Source organism: Pseudoflavonifractor sp. SW1122 (assembly GCF_012027765.1).
GTDB classification, from domain to species: domain Bacteria; phylum Bacillota; class Clostridia; order Oscillospirales; family Oscillospiraceae; genus Enterenecus; species Enterenecus faecium.
Map to the genome: position 1 here is coordinate 1 of NZ_SJOS01000068.1, position 12,481 is coordinate 12,481.

A 12,481-nucleotide genomic window follows, 5' to 3' on the forward strand; every position below is an offset into this window, starting at 1 on the left:
GACGTGACGGTGAGCCAGCTGTTGGACGGCTCGGCCCAGACCCTGGCCCAGCAGACGGGCTGTGACGCCGTGGTGGTCCAGGTCAAGGGCGAGTGGGGCAAGCTGCAATGGCCCAGCCAGGCCTCTCTGGCCCGTCAACTGGGCACGGTGTCCACCACCCAGAGCCTCACCCAGGCTCTCAGCGCTCTGTCCGCCCAGGATATCTACCTGGTGGCCCGGGTGGACTGCTTCCGGGACCAGGCCCTGGCCGCTGCCAACGTGGGCAGCAGTCTGCTGATGACGAAGGGCGGCAACCGCTGGTATGACTCCATGGGCATGAGCTGGGTCAGCCCGGTGAACACCCAGGTGCGGCAGTACCTGGTGGATTTGTGTGTGGAGCTGTCCCAGATGGGCTTTGACGAGCTGGTGCTGGACAGCGCCTACTTCCCCGACCAGGGGGAGGTACACGTGCTGGCCCAGTCCACCAACTACCCCGACACCCGCACCACCGTGGTGGAGCAGTTCTGGCAGGAGGTCACCCAGGCCCTGGAGGGCAGCGAGGTGCGCCTCTCCGCCCAGGTGCGGGGAGACTCCCTGGTGGAGGGCGGCGTGGCCAGCGGCATGACCCCCCAGCTGCTGGACCAATACGCCCAGCGGGTGTGGGTGACTCTGGATGAGACCACCACCCAGACCCAGGTGACCCGTGCGCTGACCCAGGCGGGGATGGATCCCTCCCGCCAACTGGTGGTCCAGGAGGCCGCCAGCGGCCAGACCATCTGGGAGTGAGCGACGAAAAGCCTCCCGGAGGGAGCCGCAAGCACGATCAGGGTTTGCATTCATCATTTTTCATTTTTCATTCTTCATTGTCCCATTTAGAGGAGAACCCCATGACAGAGAAAATTGCCCCCCGCAAGTGGGTGCCGGAGTACGAGGGCACCCTGCGCAGCCACATGATTAAAATTCCCACCTGCATCTCCGAGTGCTCCGGCATCCGGGTGTTCGGGCGGAGAATCAAATCCCTGGCTTTTACCACCGACGTGGCGGTGATCCGCAACATCAACGCCGACGCCGTCATGGCCGTCTACCCCTTCACCCCCCAGCCCGCCATCCATCGAGCGGTGATGCAGGCCGCCGACATGCCCGTGTTTGTGGGAGTGGGCGGCGGCGTCACCCGGGGTCTGCGGGTGGTGAACCTGGCCAACGACGCCGAGCACGAGGGCGCCTTCGGGGTGGTGGTCAACGCCCCCACCCAAAACGACGTGGTGCGTCGGCTCAAGCAGGTGCTGGACATCCCGGTGGTGGTCACCGTGGTGTCCCACAACACCGACATCGCCGCCCGGCTGGAGGCCGGGGCGGATATCCTCAACATCTCCGGGGCGCGGCACACCCCTGAGATCGTCCGGGCGGTGCGGGCCCAGTTCCCCAACGTCCCCATCATCGCCACCGGCGGACCCACCGACGAGAGCATTTTGGAGACCATCGCCGCCGGGGCCAACGCCATTACCTATACCCCGCCCAGCAGTGCGGATCTGTTCGCCGTTTCCATGCAGCGCTACCGCCAGGAACAGGGGGAAACCTGAGCCTTCCACATACCCGATTCTTTCAAGCCCCCAAGGCGTACGCCCTGGGGGTTTCTTTTTGTGGAACATTAGTTAAATAGGTAGTAAAGTAGAAAAGAGATAAAAATAGAACGGAAAATACAAAAAACACAGGGATTTTACAAAAAGAAGTGTGGAACTTTTTTACCGAAAATCTTAAAAAACTATTGAACCGATTTGACAAATGTGGTACAATTTTAACATAATCGGGGATCATCTAACCAAGGAACCTGATGACCTTTGAGTCCCAGAAAGAGGTGAGATACTATGGCATTTGAAGCCATCCAGAAGGTGACCCAGACCGAGGAGGCCTCCCGGGGCCAGAAGGCGGAAGCTGCCGCCCAGGCCAAGCGGATTGTGGCGGACGCCCAGCGGGCTGGAAAGGCGCTGGTGGCCGAGGCCCGGGCCCAGGCCCAGGAGAAGGCCAAGGCCATGATGGCCCAGGCCGAGGAGCTGGCCGCCCAGCAGTCCCGCCAGGTGCTGGAGGGCAACGCCCAGGCCTGTGAGGCCATGAAGCGGCAGGCCCGCGGGCATCTGGAGCAAGCGGCGGACCTCATTGTTGGAAGGGTAGGTAAAAACTGATGGCAATCGTAAAAATGAAACGGCTGCGCCTGATGGGGATGCGGTCGGAGCGTGAGAGCCTGCTGCACCTGCTGCAAAAGCTGGGGTGCGTGGAGGTGGACGAGCCTGCCATTGATCTGTCCGATCCCCAGTGGGCGGCGGTGGGCAAGCCGGATGGACAGGGACTGGCCACCGCCCGGGAGCAGAGCAATCTGCTCAACCAGGCGCTGAACGTGCTGGCCAGGCACGTCTCTCTCAAGGGGGGGCTGCTGCGCCCCCGGCCCCGGCTGAGCCGGAAGGAGCTGTTCGACCAGGACAGCTACCGGCGGGGGCTGGACACCGCTCAGGCCATTGTGGACGGGGAGCGGGAGCTGGCCAACCTCACGGCAGAGCAGGGCAAGTTGCAAACTCAAAAGGCGGCGCTGGCCCCATGGCTGTCCCTGGATGTACCTTTGGAGCTGTCCGGGGATGAGAACATTGCCGTGATCTTCGGCACCATCCCCGCCCGGGCGGATTACGCCGCCATGGAGGCGGCGGTGACCCAGGCCAGCCAGCTGACCAGCCTGAGCCATGCCGGGGCGGACCGGGAGCTGCAATACTTCCTGCTGGTCTGCCACAAGGAGGTGGAGCAGGCCTGTTGTGAGGCCATGCGGGAGTTTGGCTTCTCCCGCTCCAACCTCCGGGGCTGGACAGGAACGGCGGCGGACAATGACCGGCAGCTGGACAACCAGCTGGCGGTGGTGGCCCAGAAGATGGATGAGGCCAAAGAGCACATCGCCTCCTTTGCCCCCCACCGGGACGCTCTGCGTCTGTGCCTGGACCGGGTGGCTCAGGACATCGCTCGGGAGGAGGCCAAGGGTCGACTGGTGGATTCGGAATGTGCCTTCTATCTGGAGGGCTGGGTGCCCGACCCCGACGTAGAGGCGCTGGGACAGGCCCTGAGGGGCTATGTCTGCGCCTGGGACATCCGGGCGCCGGAGCGGGAGGAGTATCCCACGGTGCCGGTGAAGCTCAAGAGCAACCGGCTCACCGAGCCGCTGACCACCATTACCACCATGTACTCCCTGCCCGCCTATGACGGAGTGGATCCCAATGGGCTGATGATGCCCTTTTATGTGTTTTTCTTTGGCTTTATGTTTGCCGATTTGGGCTACGGCCTGATCCTGGCCGCCGTCACCGCATTCATCCAGTGGCGGATCCGTCCCAAGGGGGGATTCGGTCAGCTGGTGCGGCTGATGATCATGTGCGGCATTTCCTCTGCGGTGATCGGCCTGCTCACCGGTGGCTTTTTCTCCGACTTTTTGGTGCAGTTTACCGGGATGCTGGGCTTGCCCCAGCCGGTGATTCCGTTTTTGTCGGCACCCGAGGGCAGCGGCGTACCCGGCCCGCTGCTCAACGTCATGGGCGATCCCATGAGTGTGCTGGTGTTCTCCCTGGTGGTAGGCCTGGTTCAGATCGTGGTGGGCATGGCGGTGAAGTTCTGGATGCTGTGCCGGGACGGCAAGGTGCTGGATGCGGTGCTGGACGTGGGATCCTGGTGGGTCATCTTTGTGGGCATCGCCCTGTTTGCCTTGGGCATCGGCAATGTGTCGGGCTACCCGGTGGTGCTGATCGTGGGCTGTTTGATGCTGCTGGGCCAGGCCCGGGGGGCCAAGGGCATCGGCGGGAAGCTGGGTGCGGTGATCGGCGGGGTGTACAACGGTGTCACCGGCTATTTTGGAGACATCCTCTCCTACTCCCGCTTGATGGTGATGATGTTGGCCGGCTCGGTCATCGGCCAGGTGTTCAACATCCTGGCGGCCATGCCCGGCAGCGGGCTGCCCCCGGCGCTGGGGATCCCAATTTTCTTCATCATCTTCCTGCTGGGACATAGCTTCAACATCGGGCTCAATGTCATTGGTACCTATGTACACACGTCCCGACTGCAATATCTGGAATTTTTCAAACAATTTTATCAGGAAGGCGGACGTCCCTGGCGTCCGTTGGAAATCAACACCAAGTACGTCGATATTGAGGAGGAAAAATAATATGTATATCAGCGAATTTCTGACCATGTATGCCGGTCCCTTCTTTGGATTTCTGGGTGCTGCTCTGGCTGCAGGCCTGGCCTGCGTCGGTTCCGCCAAGGGTACCGGTCTGGCCGGTGAGGCCGCCGCCGGCCTGTTGTCCGAGGATCCCTCTCAGTTCTCCAAGTGCATGATCCTGCAGGTCATCCCCGGCACCCAGGGTCTGTACGGCCTGGTCATCGGCTTTTTGGCCCTGATGAAGATGGGCCTGTTTGACGGCACCGTGGCCCAGCTGAGCGTGGCCAACGGCCTGCTGATTCTGGCCGCCTGCCTACCCATGGCACTGGGTGGTCTGCTCTCCGGCATTGCCCAGGGCCGTGTGGCCGCCGCTTCGGTGAACATCGTGGCCAAGAACCCCAACGACTGGTCCAAGGGCATGGTGCTGTGTATCATCGTGGAGTTCTACGCCATTTTGTCCCTGCTCATCTCCTTCCTGATGATCATGTTCGGCTTCTGAGCTGAGAGGTAGACTATGGACGGAATCGAGAAGATCATAGACCGCATCAGCAGCGATGCCCAGCGGGAAATCGACGACGTGCTGGCAGCGGCCCAGGCCGAGGCGGAGAAGATCACCGCCAAATACCAGGCCCAGGCCAAGGCCGAGGCCGACGACATCCTGGCCCGGGGCGAGAAGGCTGCTGCCGAGCGGGGCGAGCGGCTGGCCAGCGTGGCCCAGCTGGAGTGCCGCAAGGAAGTGCTGCGGGCCAAGCAGGAGGTCGTGGAAGAGGCCTTCCAGCTGGCCATGAAGAAGCTCACCCAGCTGCCCCAGGAGAAGTGCGTGGCTCTGCTGGCCGATCTGGCCGCCCAGGCTGCCTCCAAGGGCACCGAGGCCCTCATCTTCTCCGCTGCCGATCGGGCCCGGTTGGGCAAGGCGGTGGTGGTGGCCGCCAACGAGAAGCTGGGGGACAAGGGCCAGCTGACCCTGTCCCAGGAGACCCGCCCCATGCAGGGAGGCTTCATCCTCAGCGACGGGGTGGTGGAGGTCAACTGCACCTTTGAGACCCTGGTGCGGCTGCAGCGGAACACCCTGTCCACCCAGGTGGCAGACGTGCTCTTCGGTTGATGCAGACCCTTTCACACATCATTTCAGAAAGGGGGAAATCAACCATGTCACACGAGAAAGATTTGGATTATTTGACCATATCCGCCCGCATCCACGCCATGGAGAACCGACTGCTCAACCATGAGCGCATGGAGCGGATGATTGAGGCCCGGGAGCTTTCCGAGGCTGCCAAGGTGCTCACCGAGTGCGGATATGAAGACCTGGGGCAGGTGACGGCAGGGGGCATTGAGGAGATGCTCTCCAAGGCCCAGACCGACCTGTTCCACGATTTGAGCAGTGCTGTGGGCAACCGGGCGCTGCTGGATGTGTTCCGGTGCAGCTACGACTACCACAATGCCAAGGTGCTGGTGAAGGGGGAAGCCCTGGGGTCAAACCAGGAGTCCCTGCTGGTGGGGGGCGGCCGGTACGACCCCCGCCGTCTGGCTGAGGACTACAGCCGGGAGGATCTGCGGGGCTGCTCCGACATCTTCCGCCGGGGTGTGGCCCGTGCCCGGGAGACCCTGGGTGCCACCGGCGACCCCCAGCTGTCCGACTTCATCCTGGACCGGGCCTACTTTGAGGAGCTCACTGCTTTGGCCCGTCAGGCGGACAGCAAGTTCCTGGAGGGCTACGTGGCCCTGACCATTGACGTGGCCAACCTGAGAGCCTGCGTCCGGGCATCCCGGCTGAACAAGGGCATGGATTTTCTCCAGCAGGTGCTGGTGCCCGGGGGCAATGTCCCCGCCCGTACCCTGGCCACTGCCCGGGGGGACGAGCTGGCGGGCCTGTTCCGCACCAGTCCCCTCTCCCAGGCCGCTGCCACGGGTTCTGCCCTGTCCGCCCCCGGCTCCGGGGCGCTGACCGACTTTGAGCGGCAGTGCGACGATGCGGTGATGGAGTACCTGGGTGTCGGTCGCCGAGTGGCCTTTGGCGAGCAGCCCATTGTGGGCTACCTCTACGCCCGGGAGGCGGAGATGACCGCCATTCGCACCATTTTGTCCGGCCGTATGGCGGGCCTGGACGGAGACACCATCCGGCAGCGTCTGCGCCGGACCTACGGTTAAAGGAGGGGAAGGGACATGGCTCGTTATCAAATCGCCGTCATCGGCGACAAGGACAGCGTGTTGGGCTTCAAGGCCTTAGGGCTGGCCACCTTCCCGGTGGACAGCGTGGACCAGGCCCGCACCACCCTCCACACCATCGCCAAGGAGAACTACGGGATCATCTATCTCACCGAGACCCTGGCGGCCAGCATGGACAGCGACATCGCCCGCTACAAGGACGCCCTGACCCCTGCCATCATTCTCATTCCCGGGAAAGAGGGCAGCCAGGGCATCGGCATGCGCAACATCAAGAAGGCAGTGGAGCGTGCCGTAGGCGCAGACATTCTTTGATGGGGCAATCCCTCGCCATGACGGCTGCGGTTCTGACGGGCCCTTTTGCGCCATACCATCGTTGTGACTTTTTGAAATCCACAAAGGATTTCTGCAAAGCCACGCCTCGGTCTGACACAAAATTGCTCCGTCATACCACTTGCCGCCATGTCTCGGCATTGCCATGGATTGTTCTTCCGATAGAGAGAACACGAATAAACCGACTAGAAGGAAGGTTTCGACGATATGGGTAAAGTAGTTAAGGTCTCCGGCCCCCTGGTGGTGGCCACCGGCCTGTCGGACGCCAACATGTCCGACGTGGTCCGTGTGGGTCCCCAGCGCCTCATCGGTGAGATCCTCACCATGAACGGGGATGCCGCCTCCATTCAGGTCTATGAGGAGACCTCCGGCCTGGGCCCCGGCGCCGAGGTGGTAACCACCGGTTACCCCATGAGCGTGGAGCTGGGTCCCGGCATGATTGAGAATATCTACGATGGCATCCAGCGACCCCTGGAGGAGATCATGAAGAAGGTGGGGGGCAACAACCTGCCCCGTGGCGTGGAGGTTCCCCCCATCGACCCCGAGAAGCTGTGGGAGTTCACTCCCGTGGCCAAGGCCGGGGATAAAGTGGAGGGCGGCGACGTCATCGGCACCGTCCCCGAGACCCCCGTGGTGCTCCACAAGATCATGGTGCCCCCCTACCTCAAGGGCACTCTGAAGAGCGTCACCCCCGCTGGCTCCTACAACGTGAAGACCGTGGTGGCGGTCCTGACCCGTGAGGACGGCACCGACGTGGAGATCACCATGAGCCAGCGCTGGCCCGTGCGTGTGGGCCGTCCCTATAAGCGCAAGTATCCCCCCGTCCGTCCCCTGTCCACTGGACAGCGGATTGTGGACACCTGCTTCCCCGTGGCCAAGGGCGGCACCGCCGCCATCCCCGGCCCCTTCGGCTCCGGCAAGACCGTGATGCAGCACGCCGTGGCCAAGTGGTCTGACGTGGACATCGTCATCTACATTGGCTGCGGCGAGCGTGGCAACGAGATGACCGACGTTTTGCGTGAGTTCCCCGAACTCATCGACCCCCGCACCGGCGAGTCCCTGATGAAGCGGACCGTGCTCATTGCCAATACCTCCGACATGCCTGTGGCTGCCCGTGAGGCCTCCATTTACACCGGCATCACCATCGCCGAGTACTTCCGCGACATGGGCTACGACGTGGCCGTCATCGCCGACTCCACCTCCCGCTGGGCCGAGGCTCTGCGTGAGATGTCCGGCCGTCTGGAAGAGATGCCCGGTGAGGAAGGCTACCCCGCCTACCTGGCCTCCCGTCTGGCCCAGTTCTACGAGCGGGCCGGCTCCGTGTCCTGCCTGGGCAGCGACGACCGCCGTGGTTCTCTGACCGCCGTGGGCGCCGTGTCCCCTCCCGGCGGCGACCTGTCCGAGCCCGTCAGCCAGGGCACCATGCGTATCGTCAAGGTGTTCTGGGCTCTGGACGCCCAGCTGGCCTACAAGCGCCACTTCCCCGCCATCAACTGGCTCAACTCCTACTCCCTGTACCTGGACTCCCTGAAGCCCTGGTTTGACGAGAATCTGGGCCCTGAGTTTATGGCCAACCGGGAGCAGGCCATGAGCTTGCTGCAGAGCGAGGCCAGCCTCAACGAGATTGTGCAGCTGGTTGGTAAGGACTCCCTGTCCCCCAATGACCAGCTGACCCTGGAGTCCGCCCGTATGGTGCGTGAGGACTTCCTCCAGCAAAACTCCTTTATGGACGTGGACTCCTACTCCAGCTATGACCGCCAGGCCCAGCTGCTGGCCATGATTCTGAACTATGACAAGCTGTGCCGGGCCGCCATCGCCAAGGGCGCTCCCACCATGGAGCTGTTTGGCATCCCCGCCCGGGAGCGCATTGGCCGCGCCAAGTCCGTGCCCGTGGAGCAGTACCAGCAGGAGTACGCCGACATCCGGGTACAGATGGAGCGGGAAATCGACGAAGTTGTGGAAAAGGCGGGTGATACCCTGTGATTCGTGAATATAGAACCATTCAGGAGATCGTCTCTCCTCTGATGATGGTGAAGATGGTGGAAAACGTCACCTATGACGAACTGGTGGAGGTCGAGCTGCCCGACGGCGGCATCCGCCGTGGTAAGGTGCTGGAGGTCAACGGCGACACCGCTGTGGTGCAGCTGTTTGAGTCCGCCGCTGGCATCAACCTGGCCCAGTCCAAGGTGCGTTTCCTGGGCCACCCCCTCCAGCTGGGTGTGTCCGGCGACATGCTGGGCCGTGTGTTCAACGGCATGGGCCGTCCCATTGACGGCGGCCCCGAGATCCTGGCCGAGGAGTACCGGGACATCAACGGCCTGCCCATGAACCCCGCCGCCCGGGACTACCCCAACGAGTTCATCCAGACCGGCGTGTCCACCATTGACGGCCTGAATACTCTGGTGCGTGGCCAGAAGCTGCCCATCTTCTCCGGCTCCGGTCTGCCTCACGCCCAGCTGGCCGCTCAGATCGCCCGGCAGGCCCGTGTGTTGGGCGACGACGCCGGCAACTTCGCCGTGGTGTTCGCCGCCATCGGTATCACCTACGAGGAGTCCGAGTACTTTGTTCAGGAGTTCAAGCGCACCGGCGCCATTGACCGCACCGTGCTGTTCACCAACCTGGCCAACGACCCCGCCGTGGAGCGTATCTCCACTCCCCGTATGGCCCTGACCGCCGCCGAGTACCTGGCCTTTGAGAAGGGCATGCACGTACTGGTCATCTTGACCGACATCACCAACTACGCCGAGGCCCTGCGTGAGGTGTCCGCGGCTAAGAAGGAAGTGCCCGGCCGCCGTGGCTTCCCCGGCTACCTGTACACCGACCTGGCCACCATGTACGAGCGTGCCGGCCGTCAGCTGGGCAAGCCCGGTTCCATCACCATGATCCCCATCCTCACCATGCCCGAGGATGACAAGACCCACCCCATCCCCGACCTGACCGGATATATCACCGAGGGCCAGATCATCCTCTCCCGTGCGCTGTATCGCCAGGGCATCAATCCCCCCGTGGACGTGCTGCCCTCTCTGTCCCGTCTGAAGGATAAGGGTATCGGCGAGGGCAAGACCCGCGAGGACCACGCCAACACCATGAACCAGCTCTTTGCCGCCTACTCCACCGGTAAGGACAACAAGGAGCTGATGTCCATTCTGGGTGAGGCCGCTCTGACCCCCACCGATCTGCTGTACGCCAAGTTCGCCGATGAGTTTGAAAAGCGCTATGTCAACCAGGGCTATGAGACCAACCGCTCCATTGAGGAGACCCTGGACCTGGGCTGGGAGCTGCTGTCCATCCTGCCCAAGGCGGAGCTCAAGCGCATCAAGCCGGAGTATATCGACAAGTACCTGCCCAAGAAGGAGGGATAAACAATGGCTGCCACCGTTGTCAATCCCACCCGAATGGAGCTCACCCGCTTAAAACGCAAGCTGAAAACCGCCCAGCGGGGCCACAAGCTGCTCAAAGACAAGCGGGACGAGCTGATGAAGCAGTTCCTGGACACCGTGCGGGAGGTGCGAGCCCTGCGCAGCCAGGTGGAGGAGGAGCTGATGCGGGTGCACGGCTCCTTCACCGTGGCCTCCGCCCTCATGAGCGGGGCGGCCATGGAGCAGGCGCTGATGTACCCCAAGCAGAGCGTGGAGCTGGACATGAGCTTCCGCAATGTGATGAGCGTCAACGTGCCCACCTACACCTACAAGACCCGCACCAGCGACACCTCGGACATCTTCCCCTACGGCTTTGCCACCACCTCCGGTGAGTTGGACTCCGCTGTGGAGGCCCTGGGCGATGTGTTCCAGTCCATGCTCAAGCTGGCTCAGATCGAAAAGACCGCCCAGCTGCTGGCCGAGGAGATTGAGAAGACCCGCCGCCGGGTCAACGCCCTGGAATACGTGATGATTCCCAACACCCAGGAGGCCATCCGGTATATCACCATGAAGCTGGATGAAAACGACCGCTCCACCACCACCCGCCTGATGAAGGTAAAGGATATGCTCCTTCAGCAGGCCCTGGAGGAGCAGAAGGCCCGAGATGCTGAGGCTTTGCAGAACTTCCAATAAGAGCAAAAAACAAGGTGCCTATTTTGGCACCTTGTTTTTTGGACTGGAAACCATCCCCGCTGGGCATTGACAACCAGGGAAGGGGGGGCTATAATGAACATGAAAAGGGCGCTGTTGCATGACGGTTAGCCCCAAGAGATTCGTTCAACTAATGTTGACCGCTCGGGTGCAGCCGGGCGGTCAACACACTTTTTATGTGAAAATCAAAGGGAGATGCAAGGCCAGTCTTGCATCTCCCTTAACATGTATTAGTTCATTACCCCACAAAGGCGTCCAGCAGCTTCAACGTGCTCAATACGCCCTTTTTGTGGCTGCGCTCGTAGCCGTGGGAGGCGAACACCCCGGGGCCGATGAGGCCGTGGCGCACCTCATGCCCGGCGGAGAGGGTGGCGTCGGCGTCCGAGCCATAGTTGGTGAAGATGTCCACGGCGTAGTCGGCGCCGCTCTTTTTGGCGGCTTCAATCAGGGCACTGGTGAGGGCGTAGTCATAGGGAGAGCGGCCATCCTTGGCGCAGATGGACACCTTGCGCTCCTCGCCCTCCAGGTTGTCGCCCACGCAGCCCATGTCCACCGCCACCACGTCGGTGATGCCAGCGGGAACGGAGGTGGAGCCGCCGTGGCCCACTTCCTCATATCCGGTGAGGTGCAGCCACACAGGCCGGGTGGGGGTTACGTCCCCGTTGGCCACTTGGCGGGCCAGGGCCAGGAGGATACCAGCAGACAGCTTATCGTCCAAGAAGCGGCTCTTGATGTACCCAGAGGGGGTGACGGTGGTGCGGGGGTCAAAACACACCACATCCCCATTGGAGATGCCCAGGGCCTTCACGTCCTCCCGGCTCTCCACCTCCTCGTCCAGCACCACCTCCATGGTGTCGAAGGTGCGGGGGGTGTCGGAATAGTCGGGGTTGACGTGGGCGGAGGGGTTGTGGAGCTGGAAGGTGCCGGTGTACACCTTGCCGTCCCGGGTGCGGATGCGCACATTTTCACCCTCGCAGTTGTGGGGACGCAGGCCGCCCACGTTGACGATGTGGATGCGGCCCTCTCCGGTGATGCGGGAGATCATGCCGCCCAGGGTGTCCAGGTGGGCCAGCAGCAGCAGGCCGTTGTCCTGGGGCAGGTGGGGGGTGAGGTTTACCAGAACGGCCCCTTTCCGGGTGTATTGGGGTTCAAAACCCAGGTCTTTCAGATGATTGTATGCATATTGTGCCACCGTTTCGGTGTAGCCGGAGGGGCTGTCAATGGCCAGCAGGGCCAGAGCCTGTTCCACGGCGTCATTTACTACGTGTTCCACACAGATCGCTTCCTTTGTTGAAAAAGTCCGGCGGCCCAATGCCGTCGGACTTTAGTATAGCATGGTGTCGGGGGAATGCGCAAGGTCACATCCCGGTCTGCTCCAGCAGTTGGCGCAGCAGGGCCGCCCGCTTCACGCCCTCCTGGGCCAGTTGGCCATAGAGTTGGGCAAGGTCGGGGCTGCCCGCCTTGGCTCGGCAGGTCTGGAACTCCTGGGTGAGGGCCTGGTTGCGCTGATAGAGCTGGCGCAGGCCCCCTACGTAGGTGGTCATCCGGGGGGCGGTGAGCTGGGCCACGGGCCAGTAGCGCACCCCGGATTGGAGAAAGTAGGCCGCCGAGAGCTGCTTGGCCTGCTGGTGGAGCTGGGCGGCCACGTTGGACATTTGGCGGCTCTGCTTGCCTGCCCGGCGGCTGAGCAGTCGGGCCAGCTGCCACTGCTCCAGGCTGTCCAGCACTTGCTGGCGCAGACAGCAGGTCTTGG

12 protein-coding genes and 1 pseudogene are annotated in these 12,481 nt (G+C 62.6%); 11 read left to right on the forward strand and 2 right to left on the reverse strand.

From position 1 onward, the window contains the following. The 11 genes from E0L15_RS11320 to E0L15_RS11370 all read left to right on the forward strand — a co-directional run. Nucleotides 1–765: putative glycoside hydrolase (locus E0L15_RS11320; RefSeq protein ID WP_168125670.1), on the forward strand; the 765-nt coding region annotated here is incomplete at its 5' end. A 101-nt stretch (nucleotides 766–866) separates the two neighbouring features. Beyond that, on the forward strand, nucleotides 867–1,559 hold the full coding sequence (locus tag E0L15_RS11325) for a hydrolase (RefSeq protein WP_087234380.1): 693 nt from the start codon (nucleotides 867–869) through the stop codon (nucleotides 1,557–1,559). A gap of 285 nt (nucleotides 1,560–1,844) precedes the next feature. Beyond that, a complete protein-coding gene (locus E0L15_RS11330) occupies nucleotides 1,845–2,159 on the forward strand; it encodes a hypothetical protein (protein WP_087234377.1) in 315 nt (104 codons plus the stop codon). Then, nucleotides 2,159–4,165 carry a V-type ATP synthase subunit I gene (locus E0L15_RS11335; RefSeq protein WP_168125671.1) on the forward strand — a complete coding sequence of 669 codons (2,007 nt, stop codon included), beginning with the start codon at nucleotides 2,159–2,161 and terminating at the stop codon, nucleotides 4,163–4,165. The genes E0L15_RS11330 and E0L15_RS11335 overlap by 1 nt, the downstream gene beginning before the upstream one ends. A gap of 1 nt (nucleotide 4,166) precedes the next feature. Then, nucleotides 4,167–4,661, forward strand: coding sequence for a V-type ATP synthase subunit K (locus E0L15_RS11340; RefSeq protein ID WP_087234373.1), 495 nt, complete (start codon nucleotides 4,167–4,169; stop codon nucleotides 4,659–4,661). Nucleotides 4,662–4,676: 15 nt separating this feature from the next. Further along, on the forward strand, nucleotides 4,677–5,267 hold the full coding sequence (locus tag E0L15_RS11345) for a V-type ATP synthase subunit E (protein WP_168125672.1): 591 nt from the start codon (nucleotides 4,677–4,679) through the stop codon (nucleotides 5,265–5,267). A 44-nt stretch (nucleotides 5,268–5,311) separates the two neighbouring features. Then, entirely contained in the window at nucleotides 5,312–6,310 is a 999-nt protein-coding gene (locus E0L15_RS11350) for a V-type ATPase subunit (RefSeq protein ID WP_168125673.1), read from the forward strand. Nucleotides 6,311–6,325: 15 nt separating this feature from the next. After that, nucleotides 6,326–6,640, forward strand: a complete 315-nt coding sequence (locus E0L15_RS11355; protein ID WP_168125674.1) for a V-type ATP synthase subunit F — start codon at nucleotides 6,326–6,328, stop codon at nucleotides 6,638–6,640. A 225-nt stretch (nucleotides 6,641–6,865) separates the two neighbouring features. Beyond that, nucleotides 6,866–8,641 carry a V-type ATP synthase subunit A gene (locus E0L15_RS11360; RefSeq protein ID WP_168125675.1) on the forward strand — a complete coding sequence of 592 codons (1,776 nt, stop codon included), beginning with the start codon at nucleotides 6,866–6,868 and terminating at the stop codon, nucleotides 8,639–8,641. Then, complete coding sequence (locus tag E0L15_RS11365; RefSeq protein WP_087234362.1) at nucleotides 8,638–10,020, forward strand: V-type ATP synthase subunit B; 1,383 nt, start codon at nucleotides 8,638–8,640, stop codon at nucleotides 10,018–10,020. Before E0L15_RS11360 ends, E0L15_RS11365 begins: the two co-directional genes overlap by 4 nt. Nucleotides 10,021–10,023: 3 nt before the next feature. Beyond that, a complete protein-coding gene (locus tag E0L15_RS11370) occupies nucleotides 10,024–10,710 on the forward strand; it encodes a V-type ATP synthase subunit D (RefSeq protein WP_168125676.1) in 687 nt (228 codons plus the stop codon). Between the two features lie 256 nt (nucleotides 10,711–10,966). On the opposite strand, the gene E0L15_RS11375 is transcribed toward E0L15_RS11370, so the two are convergent. Together E0L15_RS11375 and E0L15_RS11380 are read right to left on the reverse strand one after the other, a co-directional pair. Next, nucleotides 10,967–12,001, reverse strand: a complete 1,035-nt coding sequence (locus tag E0L15_RS11375) for a M42 family metallopeptidase (protein WP_347566000.1) — start codon at nucleotides 11,999–12,001, stop codon at nucleotides 10,967–10,969. Between the two features lie 85 nt (nucleotides 12,002–12,086). Further along, nucleotides 12,087–12,481 (reverse strand): annotated as a pseudogene (locus E0L15_RS11380) (hypothetical protein); the annotation flags it as partial.